The sequence below is a fragment of the Streptomyces sp. NBC_00193 genome, assembly GCF_026342735.1.
Classification (GTDB): Bacteria; Actinomycetota; Actinomycetes; order Streptomycetales; family Streptomycetaceae; genus Streptomyces; species Streptomyces stoeckheimensis.
In genome coordinates, this window is the sequence record NZ_JAPEMM010000002.1 from 562197 (window position 1) to 574793 (window position 12597).

Consider the following 12597-nt stretch of genomic DNA (forward strand, 5'->3'; position numbering starts at 1 on the left):
CCGGGGCGCTACTGCTTGTGCTCGGACGGCGCGCTGACCGCGCCCCGGTGAAGGGCGGAGCAAACGGTGGAGATTTCGACGAGGGACGTCTTCGGGGCCCCGTGCTGGGTGAGCCTGATGGCTCGGGACCTCGGCGCGGCGCAGCAGTTCTACGGAGAGGTCGCGGGCTGGCGGTTCCGGCCCGCGCGGCTCGGCGAGGCCTTCTCCGTCGCCGAGCTGGACGGGATGCCGGTGGCCGGGATCGGGGCGCTGGCCGGGGATCTCGCGGTGGCCGTGGCCTGGACCCCGTACTTCGCCGTCGACGACGCCGACGTGGCGGTGGACCGGATCCGGGAACGCAGCGGCACGATCGCGGTCGGCCCGGTCTCCTTCGAGTCGGGGGGCCGCGGGGCGCTGGTGGCGGACCGGGACGGGGCGGTGTTCGGGATCTGGGAGGGCCAGGTCTCCTCGGGCTGGCGGGTCGGTTCGGGACAGGCGCCGGCCTGGCTGGAGCTGCGCACCCGGGACGCCTTCGAGTCGGCGATCTTCTACGGGGAGGTGCTGGAGTGGGCCACCGGCCGCGCCGGGTGCTGCGAGGTCGCCTACGAGGAGGAGCGCGTGGTGCTGCGCCAGGAGGGGGAGCCGGTGGCTCGTCTCGACAGCGGTCCCGTGGAGCCGGGTTCGTACAGCCCGTACACCCGGCCGCGCTGGCACGTGCACTTCCGGGTGCCCGCGCTGGAGCCGGCGGTGGAGGCGGCCGTCGCGCTGGGCGGCCGCACGGTGTCCGAGACCGGGACGAGCGCGACCGAGCGGTGGGTGTCGCTGCGCGATCCGGACGGGGCGCTCTTCACCCTCACCTCGTCCCGGACGGACGGCGGGGCCGACGAGTAGGCGGGGCTGCGGGAGCCGCCGGTGCTAGGGCAGTCGGCGGGTCCGGGTCCAGGCGATGAGCTCGGCCGCGGACCAGGTGTTGACCACCCGGTCGGCCGTCACCCCGCATTCCAGGGCGCGTTCGCAGCCGAGGGTCTGCCAGTCGAGCTGTCCCGGGGCGTGGGCGTCGGTGTCGATCGCGAAGAGGGTGCCCGCGGCCACGGCGAGCCGCAGCAGCCGGCGCGGCGGGTCCAGCCGTTCGGGCCGGCTGTTGATCTCCACGGCGGCGCCCGACTCGGCGCAGGCCGCGAAGACGGCCTCGGCGTCGAACTCCGACTCCGGCCGGGTCTTGCCGGTCACCAGCCGCCCGGTGCAGTGGCCGAGGACGTCGAGGTGCGGGTTGCGTACGGCGGCGACCATCCTGCGGGTCATGGCGCGGGCTTCCATCCGGAGCTTGGAGTGGACGGAGCCGACGACGAGGTCCACCTCGGCCAGGAGTTCCGGCTCCTGGTCCAGCGAGCCGTCGTCGAGGATGTCGCACTCGATGCCGGTGAGCAGCCGGAACGGGGCCCAGGTCGCGTTGAGTTCGGCGACGGTGCGCAGCTGTTCCCGCAGCCTCTGCGGGGAGAGGCCCCGGGCGACGGTGAGGCGCGGCGAGTGGTCGGTGAGCACCGCCCAGTCGTGCCCGAGGGCGGCCGCGGCGCGGGCCATCGCCTCGATGGGGCTGCCGCCGTCCGACCAGTCGGAGTGCAGATGGCAGTCGCCGCGCAGGGCGGCGCGCAGGGCGAGGGCCTCGGGGCCGGGCGGCGGGCCCGCGGGGTGGGCCGCGACCTTGTCCTCCAGCCCCTGCAGGTACGCGGGGATCGCTCCGTCGAGGGCTTCGCGGACGACCTGGGCGGTTTTCGGGCCGATGCCCTTGACCGCTTCGAGGGTGCCCGCGCGGACCCGTTCGGCCAGCTCGTCCTCGCCCATCCGGCCGACGGCGGCGGCTGCCGTGCGGAAGGCCTGGACCCGGTAGGTCGGCTCCTGGGCGCGTTCCAGCAGGAAGGCGATCCGGTCCAGCGCGGCCACCGGGTCCATCGCGCGTCTCCCTCCGCGAAGCGGTGGAACGGCGGAGAGGGGGCCCGGGTCATGGACCCGCGCCCCCTCTCCGCCCGGGTCAGGCGCCGTCGGCCGGGTCGGCCGCCGGACGGAACTGCAGGGCCAGGCCGGCGAGTACGGCGCCGGCCGCGCCGCTCAGGACCACGGTGATGCCGGCCCACTCCAGGGACCCGCCGACCGCGCCGCCGAGCGGGTCGAACCCGGCGACGCCGCCGACCACGTGGAGCGCGGCCACGCCGAGCGCGACCACCGCGCCGGCCCGCCACGCCCCGGCCGTGTCCCGTACCGCGAGCAGGGCGCCTGCCGTCAGGCAGAGCAGGGTGACGGCCAGGGCGAGCAGCCCGCCGGGGTCGCCGGAGACCAGGCCCGCCAGATCGCCGGGCACGTGCAGCGCACCGCAGAGGAGCAGTGCGAGGGCCACCGGCCAGCGCAGTATGTGGCGCAGGGCGCCCGTCCCCGGCCGTGCCGGGCGCCGGGACTCGGCGGTGGACGGGCCCCGGGCCGGGGCCCTGGCCGGGGCCTGGGCCGGGGCCTGGGCCTGCGGTGCGGGCCGGTGGACGGGGGGCCGTACCCGGTCCGTCTGCTCGGGGCGGTGCTGCGGGGGCTGTTCGGCGGTGCCGAGGATGCTGACGAGCAGGGCCACGTCCTCGATGGGCCGGCCGAGGGCTGCGGCCCGCAGCGTGATGTCGGTCTCGACCAGCTCGTGCGGGGGCTCCCCCAGCAGGGTCACCATCTCGCGAACCTCGTGGACGGGCCGGGAGACGGCGGCCGCGCGCAGCGCCGCGTGTCCGGGGTTGGGGACCTGGCCGGAGTCCTTGAGGAGGTTCACCAGATCGGTGACCTCCCGTACGGGGCGGCCGGTGGCGGCGGTCTCCAGGACGGTGTGTGCGGAGGCCGCCCCGGGCCGGGCTCCGGGGTCGGGGCCGGGTGCGGCCCCTGCTCCGGGACCGGCCGGGACATCGGGAGCGGCCCCGGAGTCGGTCCCGGACTCGGTCCGGGAGCCGGGCTCGGGGCCGAAGCCGAGGTCGTCCGTGTCGGGGGCCGGCGGCCAGACGTCCGTGGTGTCGGGGAGCCGGCGCGGTTCTTCGTACTCCGTCGCGGCGAGCGTGATCGGGTCATTCATGGAAAGCTCCGTTCGCCGACGCGCGGGTCTACACATCGCGCGCCGGTCATCGTGCGTCATGGGAAGCGCACGCTTTGTTACATTCAGCGGCACCCGTCCGCGCTGCGCCATTCGGGGCGGGCAAACGGGGGTCCCCCGCGGTGCCGCGGGCCCGGTCGGCGCCCGTCGTGGGCATGGTGGGGGCATGAAGGGTACGGAAGTACTGGCCGACGCGTTCGGCCGGATCCATGGCGTGGTGCACGAGGCGGTCGAGGGGCTGGAGCCCGGGCAGCTGGACGCTCGGATCGATCCCGGTGCGAACTCGGTCACCTGGCTCGTCTGGCACCTGACCCGGATCCAGGACGACCACGTGGCGGACGCGGCCGGCTGGGAGCAGGTCTGGCATGCGCAGGGCTGGGACGAGCGGTTCGGGCTCGCGCTGCCGCCCGGGTCGACCGGCTACGGGCACACCGCGGAAGAGGCCGGCGCCGTCCGGGTCGACTCGGGGGAACTCCTGCTGGGGTACTTCGACGCGGTCCACGCGCAGACGGGGCGGTTCCTGCAGGGGCTGTCCGCCGCCGATCTGGACCGGGTGGTCGACGAGCGGTGGGACCCGCCGGTGACGCTCGGGGTGCGGCTGGTCAGCGTGATCGGCGACGACCTCCAGCACGCGGGGCAGGCGGCCTTCGTCCGGGGCGTGCTGTCGAGGGGCCGCTGATGGCGTCCCGCGGCGCCCTCCTCCTGGCCCTGCTCCTCCTGACCGCCGCCCCTCACGCCGGGGCCGCCGCCGCCGTCCCGACTGCCGGAGCCGGGGCCGGGGCCGGAACCAGGACGGGGGCCAGGGCCGAGGCCGGAGCCAGGGCCGGAGCCGGAGCCGGAGCCACGCCCGGAGCCGGGACCCGGGCCGAGGCCGCGCCCGGGGCCTTCCCCGGGTTCGGAGCCGTCGGCGGATTCGGGGCAGGTGCCCTGCCCCGTGCCAGGGCCTGGGCCGGCCGGTCCGGTCACGGCGGCGGGCGGCCCGTGGTGGAGACCGATCGGGGGGCCGTGCGCGGGCGGGAGGCCGACGGGTACCGCACCTTCGAGGGAATCCCGTACGCCGCCCCGCCGACCGGGCCGCTGCGCTGGCGGCTCCCGGAGCCCGCCGCACGCTGGACGGGCGTACGGGACGCGGGCGCGCCCGGGGCCCGGTGCGTGCAGCTGCCCGCGGTGGGGCCGGGCGCCCCGAGCGGCTCGGAGGACTGTCTGTTCCTCAACGTCACGGTCCCGGCGGAGCCGACCGGAACCGGCGGCGTCCCGCCCCGGCCCGTGATGGTGTGGTTCCACGGCGGCGGGTTCATGAACGGTGCCGGGGATCCGTACCGGCCGGGCCGGCCGGCGTCGGCGGATGGGCCCGGGGCCGGGGCCGTGGTCGTCACGGTCAACTACCGGCTCGGGATCTTCGGGCTGCTCGGGCATCCCGCGCTCCACGGAGCCCCCGACTTCGCGCTCGCCGACCAGCAGGCGGCCCTGCGCTGGGTGCGGGCCAACGCCGCCCGCTTCGGCGGCGATCCGGGCAACGTCACCGTGTTCGGCGAGTCCGCGGGCGGCCTGAGCGTCTGCCTGCACCTCACCTCACCCGCCTCGGCCGGCCTGTTCCACCGGGCGATCGTGCAGAGCGGATCCTGCTCGCTCACCATTCCCCCGCACGCGTTGCTGCCCACGCTGGGCGCCTACGAGCCGTTCGTGCCGGAGTCCCGGACCGTGGCCCGGGGAACCGCGGCGGCGGTCCGGCTCGGCTGCGGCCGGCCGACGGACGAAGCGGCACTGGAGTGCCTGCGCGGCCTCGCCCCGGAGGCCCTGGCGACGCCCGAGCTCATGATGCTCTTCTCCGCGGTGTCCTACGGCACGCCGCTGCTCCCCACCGAGCCCCGGCGGGCCCTGGAACGGGGTGGGTTCCACCGGGTCCCGGTGGTGCAGGGCTCGACCCGCGACGAGATGCGGCTCTTCCTCGGGCAGACCCTCGCCGCCTACCCGGTCGCCGACCCGTCGGCCTACCGGTCCCGGCTGCGCGCCGCGTTCGGGGCCGGGGCCGGACTCGTCGAGGCCGCCTATCCGGTGACGGCCCATCCGACGCCCGCGCTGGCCTTCGCCGCCGCGCTGACGGACGCCTCCTTCGTCTGCCCGCAGCTGCGGGACAGCCGTGCGCTGGCTCGGCACGTGCCGACGTACGACTACGCGTTCGACGACCGGCTCGCACCGGACTTCACCGGGCTCCCGCCGGTGCCGGGCTTCCCGTACGGGGCCTCGCACGGGTCCGAACTGCCGTACCTCTTCGACACCGGGCTCCCGATGAGCGCCGCGCAGCGGGTGCTCGCGGAGCGGATGACCGGCTACTGGACCCGGTTCGCGGCGACCGGCGATCCGAACACCCCCGGGACGGGGCCCTGGTGGCCGCGCTCCCCCGCCGTACTGTCCCTGGCACCGGAGCCCGCGGGCGGCATCCGCCCGGTGGACGCGGCGGCCCGTCACCACTGCGGGCTGTGGGACTCCCTCTCCCCAGGACAGAATCTCGAAAGGGCGGGCTCGTGACCGGTTTGGCCGACATCCTCCAGCCGTACGTGGACGACGGGACCGTGCCGGGGGCGGTGGCCCTGGTGGACCGGGGTGACGGCAAGGAGCCCGAAGTGGCCGCCGTGGGCAGCGCGGACGCCGCGGGCGAGGCCCCGATGGTCCGCGACTCGATCTTCCGGATGGCCTCCCTCACCAAACCGGTCACCGCGGCGGCGGTCATGATGCTGGTGGAGGACGGCCGGTTCGCGCTCACCGACGCCGTCACGCCCTGGCTGCCGGAGATCGCCGCGCCGCAGGTCGTCCGCACTCCCGGGAGCCCGGTCGACGACGTGGTCCCGGCGAAGCGGCCGGTGACGGTGGCCGACCTGATGACCTTCCGCGCGGGGTGGGGCTTCCCCTCCGACTTCTCGCTCCCGGCGGTCGCCCCGCTCTTCGGCGAGCTGCGCCAGGGACCGCCGCGGCCGCAGGAGGTCGCGGGGCCGGACGCGTGGATGGCCGCGCTGGGCCGGATCCCGATGCTGTACCAGCCGGGCGAGGCCTGGCTGTACAACACCTGCTCGGACGTGCTCGGGGTGCTGATCGCCCGGGTGGCGGGGTGCTCGCTGCCGGAATTCCTGGCGGAGCGGATCTTCGAGCCGCTGGACATGCCCGACACCGGTTTCGCCGTGCCGGCGGGGCAGTCGGGCCGGTTCACGCACGCCTACCGGGCCGGCGCGGACGGGGGCCTCGACCTCGTGGACGCCCCCGACGGGCAGTGGAGCGCGGTGCCCGCCTTCCCGTCCGGTGCGGGCGGGCTGGTCTCCACGGCCGACGACTACCACCGCTTCGCCCGGATGCTGCTCGAGGAGGGCGGTCCGCTGCTGTCGTCCGATGCGGTGCGGCGGATGACCACCGACTGGCTGACCCCGGCCCAGCGGGCGGGCGCGGAACTGTTCCTGGAGGGCCAGGGCTGGGGGTTCGGCGGCTCGGTCGACGTCACGCCGGCCGAGCCGTGGAACGTGCCGGGACGCTACGGCTGGCTCGGCGGCACCGGCACCGCCGCCCACATCGTCCCCTCGACGGGGGCCGTCACCATCCTGCTGACCCAGCGGGAGCTGACCGGCCCGTCGCCGGCCCCGGAGACGATGCGGGCGGTGTGGGCGTACGCGGCCTCCTCGTAGACCGCGTACGCCCTCCAGGCCATCGAACTCCTGCTCCCCCGTGCCCCGTCAGTGGTTCTCGGTCGGCCGCAGGTCGCGCGGGATCAGCGTCCAGGTGGTCGCCGCGGCGGCGATCGCCAGGACGCCGGCCATCAGGAACGCCGGGGTGATCGCGAGGGTGTAGGCCTGCGAGGCGGCGTCGAGCAGGGTCCGGCCGAGGCCGCCGCCGAGCAGTTCGGCGGTGTGGGCGGCCTCGCCCACGGAGTCCCGTACGGCGGCGAGCGTCGGGGCGTCCAGGTCCAGCGCCGGGAGGTTGCCCCGGTAGAGCGCGGCGGCGGTGGAGCCGAGGATGGCGACGCCCATGGCCGAGCCGAGTTCGTAGCAGGTCTCCTCGATGGCGGCGGCGCTGGAGACCTCGTCGGCCGGGGCCGCGGAGATCAGGGTCACCGAGGCGACGGTGGTGGCGATCCCCGCACCCAGGCCCATGATGGTCAGCGCCGCGGCGAAGGCGGGGTAGCCGAGGCCGGTGAACTGCTGGAGGGTCCAGGGCAGGGCCATGCCCGCGGCGAGGACCACCAGTCCGCCGCCGAGCACGTGCCGGATCGCGAAGCGCTGCATGAGGCTCGGGGCGACCATCGAGGCGCAGATCAGCGCGAGCGGGGCGGGCAGCAGGCGCAGGCCCGCCTCCAGCGGGGTGTAGCCCTGGCCGTACTGGAACCACTGGGTGACCAGGAACAGGATCGCGCCCATGCCCACCATGGGCAGGAAGATCGCGGTGGCGGCCACGCTGAAGGCGGGCTTGGTGAAGAGCCGGACCTGGAGCAGCGGGTTGTCCACGCGCAGCTGGCGGCGGACGAACAGGGTCAGCGCCAGGGCTGCGAGGGCCAGCAGGGCCCACGGCAGCGGGTCGGCGACACCGCTCTTGCCGAGCTGCTTGATGCCGCCGGCGAGGGCGAGCATGCCGACGATCGACTGGCCGACGCCGGTCCAGTCCCACTTTCCGGCGGAGCGCGGGGAGCGGGATTCGGGGAGGTAGCGCAGGCCGGCCGCGACGATCACCGCGGTGACGGGCAGGTTGAGGAGGAAGGCGGAGTGCCAGCCGTAGTCCTGGACGAGCAGGCCGCCGACGACGGGGCCGAAGGCCATGCCGCCGCCGAAGACGGCGGCCCAGACGGCGAGGGCGAAGGCGCGTTCCTTGGCGTCGGTGAAGACGCTGCGCAGGATCGACAGGGTGGAGGGCATGATCGCGGCGCCGCCGACGCCGAGGAGGGCGCGGGCCGCGATGACGTGCCAGGCCTCGGTGGAGAAGACGGCGATGAGCGAGGCGAGGGCGAAGATGCCGAAGCCCGCCATGAGCAGCCGCTTGCGGCCCCAGCGGTCACCGAGGGCGCCGGCGGTGACGAGCAGCCCGGAGAGGGCGAGTGCGTAGATGTCGATGATCCACAGCTGCTGCACGGCGCCCGGCTGGAGGTCGCCGACGAGCGAGGGGAAGGCCACGTTGAGGATCGTGGTGTCCATCGAGATGAGCAGGAGACTGCCGGAGAGGATCGTGAGCACGATCCAGCGGCGCGGGTCCTGCGTGGGGGTGTGCATGGGGGTTCCGTTCACGGTTGTTTCACGGTCGTACGCGGGAGTGGTTCGGGGGTGCGGGTCGGCGGTGGCGGCTCAGGCCGCCGGGGACGGCCGGGTTCCGCTGAGGAAGGAGGCGAGCACGAGCCGGCCGATGTCGCGCCGGGCGAGGTGCCCGTCGCGGACGCCCTCGGCGGCGGCGTCGAGCAGTCCCCAGAGCGAGTACCAGATCCAGTACGCGGGCAGGTCGACGCGGAGCCGGCCGAGGCGCTGGCCGAGGGCGAGGAAGGCGAGGGCCCGCTCGTCCTGGCGCTGGATCCCGGCCCGGAACTCGGGGTCGGCGAGCACGGTGGCATCGCGCGAGGTGAACCCGTACAGGTGCGCGGCGGGCAGCAGCCCGGTGACGAGCCGCTCCAGCGCGGCGTCGAACTCCGCCCCGTCGGCGGTGCCGGGCAGGTCGGCGGGGGCGAGGCACCCGTCGACCACGTCGATGGCCCGGACGGCGACGGCTTTGAGGAGTGCCTCGCGGGTGGCGTAGCGGCGGCTGAGCGTGGCGCGGCTGGTGCCGATGCCTGCGGCGATGTGCGCCATGGAGGCACTGTGATCACCGGCGAGCACGCGCGCGGCGCCGTCCAGCAGCTCTTCTTCGTTCATCATGCGATCCTCCTTCGTATCAAACGATACAAATTTGTCTCACGTGATGCAAATCTGTTTCGCGACGCGGGCATGGTGGGCCCGCCCGTACGCTGTTCGGGTGATGACGGACGAGAACAATGGGGCCGAGCAGGCCCGCGCCGAGGCGGCCGCTGCGGCGAAGTACGAGAAGTGGAAGGAGAACGGCGTTCTACTGCGCGCGTTCTTCTACATCGCCGGCACGCACCTCTTCGCCGGCTTCGTCTGGCTGCTGTTCGTGCTGGGCGAGCACGCCGAGAAGTAGCCCGGAGGAGCAGGGCCCCGGTCGGCCGGGGGGCTCAGCCCTGTTCTTCGGTGGCCGTGCGGGCCCTGGCGCCCGAGCGGGTGCGGCCCGTCGTCTGGGCGCGTTCCGGGTGGCGGCGTACGTACTCGCGCTCCAGTTCGTCCATCCGCCGGGTGTGGGTGACCAGCGCGTCGTCCGAACCGTGCAGCAGGGTTTCGTGGCGCGTGCGGTGGATGGCTTCGAGTTCCTTCATCAGGCGGCCCTCTTCGAGTCCGCCCGCCGACGGCCCGGCCTCGCGCGCCTCGTGCTCCGCCATGGCAGGTCACCTCTCCCTCGGCCGGGCCGGGCGCCTCGCCCGGCCGCGCTCACTCCATCATCCCGGAAGGGCGGGGATAGACACTGTCTACGGGGTGGTGGTAGACAGTGTCTATGGATCAACGGGAGCAGCAGGAGCCACAGGACGGCGGGCTGCGCGAGCGGCTGATCGACGTCGGCGTGGAGCTCGTGACGCGCGAGGGGACCGCCGCGCTCGGACTGCGCGAGATCGCCCGCCGTGCCGGGGTGTCCCACGGGGCGCCGCGGCGGTACTTCCCCACGCACCACGCGCTGCTGTCCGCGATCGCCCGGCGCGGGTTCGGGGAACTCGGCTCCCGCATCCCGGCCGCACTGGCGGGCCCGGGTGCGGACGACCCGCGCGGGCAGGTGCGGGCGCTGGGGCGGGCGTACGTCGGCTACGCGCTGGAGCACCCCGGCATGTTCGAGCTGATGTTCCGCCACGACCTGTTGGACAGCTCCGGGGAGGCCGGGCCGGACGGGCGGGGCGGGCAGGGCGGGCCGCCTGAGGACCGGCTCCGCGATTCCACGCTGCCGATGTTCGAGCTGCTCGTCTCCTTGGTCGCCCTGTGCCGGACGGGCGACGAGCCCCGGATCGCCGCCGCGGCGCTGTGGGCCAATCTGCACGGCGTCGCCCAGCTGTGGTCCCGGGGCAGTCTGCCGCTCGCCCTCGACGGCGACCCGGAGGGCTCCCTCGACCGGGTCGTCGACGCCGCCGTCGACGCACACCTGCGCCCGTGAGACCCCGGCTCGCCCTCGGCGTCAGCGCGGCCGGCGCGATGCTCGTCGCCCTCGACGGGACCGTGCTGCTGATGGCGCAGCCCAGCCTGCGGCGGGACCTCGGCGCGAGTCTGGCCGAGGTGCAGTGGACCAGCGGCGCGTACCTGCTGAGCGTGGCCGCCTTCCTGGTCCTCGCCGGCCGGCTGGGCGACCGGTACGGGCACACCCGGCTGCTGTTCACCGGCGTACTCGGCTTCGCGGCCGCCTCCGCGGGCATCGCCCTCGCTCCCGGGGCCGGCTGGGTGATCGCCCTGCGTGCGGCCCAGGGGCTGTTCGGCGCGCTGCTCCAGCCGGCGACGCTCGCCCTGCTGCGGCTCGCGTACCCGCCCGGGCGGATCGGCGGGCCGATCGCGGTGCGGACCGCGGCGATCGGGCTGGCCGCGGCGGCCGGGCCGCTCCTCGGGGGCCTGCTGGTCGAACGCTTCGGCTGGCGCGCGGTGTTCGTGGCGAACGTCCCCGCCGCCCTGGCGATCGCGGCGGCGGCCCTGTTCGTACGGGTCCCCGCGCCCCCGCCCACGGAGTCCGGCGGCCGGATCCGGCCCGGCGGTGCCGCCCTCCTCGCGACGGCCCTCGCGGCGCTGGTCCACGCGCTGGCCGGCGTACCCGAACACGGCTGGTCGGGGCCCCGGACCCTGGCCGGGTTCGCCGCGTCGGCCGCGCTGGCGGCCCTGCTCGTCCGGTCGGAGCGCCGCTCCGCCCAGCCCCTGGTGCCGCGCCCGGTGGCCCGCTCCGTCCCGGTGACGGCGTCCGTCGCGCTGCTGGCCGTGATCTCCGCCGCCCTGTTCGGGGCGCTGTTCGGGGCCAGCTTCGCGCTCCAGGACGCGGCGGGGCTGGATCCGCTCGCCACCGGGCTGCGCGTGCTGCCGATGACGGCCGCCATGGTCGTCGGCGCACCGGTGGCGGGGGCCCTGCTGCGCCGGTTCGGCGCCCGCGGGACGGCGCTGGCCGGGACCGGGCTGGTGACGCTCGGGATCACGGGACTGGGGCCGGGCTGGGGCTTCGGGGTGCTCGGCGCGGGCTTCGCCGCGGTGATGGTGACGGCCACCGGCACGGTGGTCGGGGACGCCCCGGCCGGGCACGCGGGGGTGGTGGGCGGGCTCAAGCAGACCGCGATGAACGTGGGGCCCGCCCTCGGCATCGCGGTGGCCGCGGGGACCGGGGCGTCGACCGCGCTGCTGGCCGCGCTGGCCGCCGTAGGCCTACTGCCCGCCTCGCGACTGCCCGCGTCGCGGCCGGCCTCGTCACGGCCGGCCTCGTCAGGACAGGCCACGCCGCCGCAGCCCGCGTCACGGCCCGCCGGGGCCGGCCGCGCGGGTCACGCAGCTGCGGGCCACCTCGTCGGCGAAGGCGCGGGCCAGCGGGGCGAGGGCGGACCAGCGCCGGACGGCCCAGCCGACGACGAGCGGCGGCAGGGCGGGGACCGGAACCAGGCGCAGCGGCCCGTCTGAACCGGGGACCTGCCAGCCGGGCAGCGCGGGGACGACGGCGTGGCCGAGGCCCAGTTCGGCGAGGAGGAGGGCGGTGTCCCAGTCGGCGGCGCTGGTGTCGGAGCTGATCCGGATGCCCGCTTCGGCGAGGGCGGCGTCGAGGTGGGCGCGGGAGGTGGAGTTCTCCGGCAGCCGGATGTAGCGGACGGAGCCGAGGTCGGCCGGCTCCAGGCGGGGGCGGGAGGCGAGCGGGTCGTCGGCGCCGACCGCGAGGACCCAGGGCAGCCGCATGACGGGGCGCTGCTCGATGCCCCGCACGGGAGCGCCGATGGTGATCCACGCGAGGTCGAGGTCGTCGGCGGCGAGGGCTTCGAAGCAGCTGCGGCTGGAGTTCTCGGTCTGGAACTCCAGGCTGACCCTGGGGTGGCTGCGCCGGAAGGCGACGATCGCCTCGGCCATGAAGTGGCGCACGGTGGTGGCCCCGGTGGTGACGCGGACCGAGCCGCCGTCGTCCCGTACGAGGGCGTCGAGCCGGCGCAGGGCTCCGTCGAGCCCGGCGATCCCGTCGGCGGCGGCCGCCTGGAGGATCAGCCCGGCCCCGGTCGGCGAGACTCCGCGCGGATGCCGCTCCAGGAGCACGGCGCCCGTCTCCTTCTCCAGGCGGCGGACGTGCTGGCTGACGGCGGACTGGGTGCGGCCGAGGTCGCGGGCGACGGCGCTGAGGCTGCCGGCCCGGCAGACGGCGACGAAGACGCGCAGATCATCGAGGGTCACAACCCCAAGGTATCCCTTGGGGGTTACCAGAAAACCGGAGGATTGACTTGGATCTGC

General features: G+C 75.5%; 12 protein-coding genes and 1 pseudogene. 7 read left to right on the top strand and 6 right to left on the bottom strand.

Features of this window, described 5'->3' with window-relative positions:
* Positions 1–117 precede the first annotated feature (117 nt).
* Positions 118–870, top strand: coding sequence for a VOC family protein (locus OG898_RS30660; RefSeq protein ID WP_266962658.1), 753 nt, complete (start codon positions 118–120; stop codon positions 868–870).
* 24 nt (positions 871–894) lie between these two features.
* Here OG898_RS30660 and OG898_RS30665 read toward each other — a convergent pair whose 3' ends face one another.
* The gene (locus OG898_RS30665; RefSeq protein WP_250741583.1) at positions 895–1929 is read right to left on the bottom strand and encodes a PHP domain-containing protein; all 1035 of its coding nucleotides are present in this window, start codon (positions 1927–1929) and stop codon (positions 895–897) included.
* A gap of 79 nt (positions 1930–2008) precedes the next feature.
* Positions 2009–3073, bottom strand: coding sequence for a hypothetical protein (locus tag OG898_RS30670; protein ID WP_266961353.1), 1065 nt, complete (start codon positions 3071–3073; stop codon positions 2009–2011).
* A gap of 184 nt (positions 3074–3257) precedes the next feature.
* On the opposite strand from OG898_RS30670, the gene OG898_RS30675 reads away from it, so the two are divergent.
* The 3 genes from OG898_RS30675 to OG898_RS30685 are packed head-to-tail and all read left to right on the top strand — an operon-like array spanning position 3258 to position 6762.
* On the top strand, positions 3258–3770 hold the full coding sequence (locus OG898_RS30675) for a DinB family protein (RefSeq protein ID WP_250741585.1): 513 nt from the start codon (positions 3258–3260) through the stop codon (positions 3768–3770).
* The gene (locus OG898_RS30680) at positions 3770–5620 is read left to right on the top strand and encodes a carboxylesterase/lipase family protein (protein WP_266961354.1); all 1851 of its coding nucleotides are present in this window, start codon (positions 3770–3772) and stop codon (positions 5618–5620) included. The genes OG898_RS30675 and OG898_RS30680 overlap by 1 nt, the downstream gene beginning before the upstream one ends.
* Positions 5617–6762 carry a serine hydrolase gene (locus tag OG898_RS30685; RefSeq protein WP_266961355.1) on the top strand — a complete coding sequence of 382 codons (1146 nt, stop codon included), beginning with the start codon at positions 5617–5619 and terminating at the stop codon, positions 6760–6762. The genes OG898_RS30680 and OG898_RS30685 overlap by 4 nt, the downstream gene beginning before the upstream one ends.
* A 48-nt stretch (positions 6763–6810) precedes the next feature.
* On the opposite strand, the gene OG898_RS30690 is transcribed toward OG898_RS30685, so the two are convergent.
* Both OG898_RS30690 and OG898_RS30695 read right to left on the bottom strand, forming a co-directional pair.
* Positions 6811–8334 carry an MFS transporter gene (locus OG898_RS30690; RefSeq protein ID WP_250741588.1) on the bottom strand — a complete coding sequence of 508 codons (1524 nt, stop codon included), beginning with the start codon at positions 8332–8334 and terminating at the stop codon, positions 6811–6813.
* Between the two features lie 72 nt (positions 8335–8406).
* Positions 8407–8967, bottom strand: a complete 561-nt coding sequence (locus OG898_RS30695) for a TetR/AcrR family transcriptional regulator (protein ID WP_266961357.1) — start codon at positions 8965–8967, stop codon at positions 8407–8409.
* 100 nt (positions 8968–9067) lie between these two features.
* On the opposite strand from OG898_RS30695, the gene OG898_RS30700 reads away from it, so the two are divergent.
* Complete coding sequence (locus OG898_RS30700) at positions 9068–9247, top strand: DUF6126 family protein (protein WP_266962659.1); 180 nt, start codon at positions 9068–9070, stop codon at positions 9245–9247.
* Positions 9248–9281: 34 nt separating this feature from the next.
* On the opposite strand, the gene OG898_RS30705 is transcribed toward OG898_RS30700, so the two are convergent.
* Positions 9282–9542, bottom strand: coding sequence for a DUF6158 family protein (locus OG898_RS30705; RefSeq protein WP_250741591.1), 261 nt, complete (start codon positions 9540–9542; stop codon positions 9282–9284).
* A 113-nt stretch (positions 9543–9655) separates the two neighbouring features.
* Between OG898_RS30705 and OG898_RS30710 the strand changes: the two genes are divergently transcribed.
* Positions 9656–10300, top strand: a complete 645-nt coding sequence (locus OG898_RS30710) for a TetR/AcrR family transcriptional regulator (RefSeq protein ID WP_266961360.1) — start codon at positions 9656–9658, stop codon at positions 10298–10300.
* A gap of 38 nt (positions 10301–10338) precedes the next feature.
* Positions 10339–11571 (top strand): annotated as a pseudogene (locus OG898_RS30715) (MFS transporter); the annotation flags it as partial.
* Positions 11572–11625: 54 nt separating this feature from the next.
* Here the strand turns inward: OG898_RS30715 and OG898_RS30720 are convergent.
* On the bottom strand, positions 11626–12540 hold the full coding sequence (locus tag OG898_RS30720) for a LysR family transcriptional regulator (protein ID WP_266961362.1): 915 nt from the start codon (positions 12538–12540) through the stop codon (positions 11626–11628).
* Positions 12541–12597: the final 57 nt, after the last annotated feature.

Excerpts from the sequence above, each read along its gene's own strand:
- OG898_RS30680 (WP_266961354.1), top strand. The coding sequence starts at position 3,770 with ATGGCGTCCCGCGGCGCCCTCCTCCTGGCCCTGCTCCTCCTGACCGCC.
- OG898_RS30675 (WP_250741585.1), top strand. The coding sequence starts at position 3,258 with ATGAAGGGTACGGAAGTACTGGCCGACGCGTTCGGCCGGATCCATGGC.
- OG898_RS30665 (WP_250741583.1), bottom strand. The coding sequence starts at position 1,929 with ATGGACCCGGTGGCCGCGCTGGACCGGATCGCCTTCCTGCTGGAACGC.
- OG898_RS30700 (WP_266962659.1), top strand. The coding sequence starts at position 9,068 with ATGACGGACGAGAACAATGGGGCCGAGCAGGCCCGCGCCGAGGCGGCC.
- OG898_RS30695 (WP_266961357.1), bottom strand. The coding sequence starts at position 8,967 with ATGATGAACGAAGAAGAGCTGCTGGACGGCGCCGCGCGCGTGCTCGCC.
- OG898_RS30705 (WP_250741591.1), bottom strand. The coding sequence starts at position 9,542 with ATGGCGGAGCACGAGGCGCGCGAGGCCGGGCCGTCGGCGGGCGGACTC.
- OG898_RS30690 (WP_250741588.1), bottom strand. The coding sequence starts at position 8,334 with ATGCACACCCCCACGCAGGACCCGCGCCGCTGGATCGTGCTCACGATC.
- OG898_RS30670 (WP_266961353.1), bottom strand. The coding sequence starts at position 3,073 with ATGAATGACCCGATCACGCTCGCCGCGACGGAGTACGAAGAACCGCGC.
- OG898_RS30660 (WP_266962658.1), top strand. The coding sequence starts at position 118 with ATGGCTCGGGACCTCGGCGCGGCGCAGCAGTTCTACGGAGAGGTCGCG.
- OG898_RS30710 (WP_266961360.1), top strand. The coding sequence starts at position 9,656 with ATGGATCAACGGGAGCAGCAGGAGCCACAGGACGGCGGGCTGCGCGAG.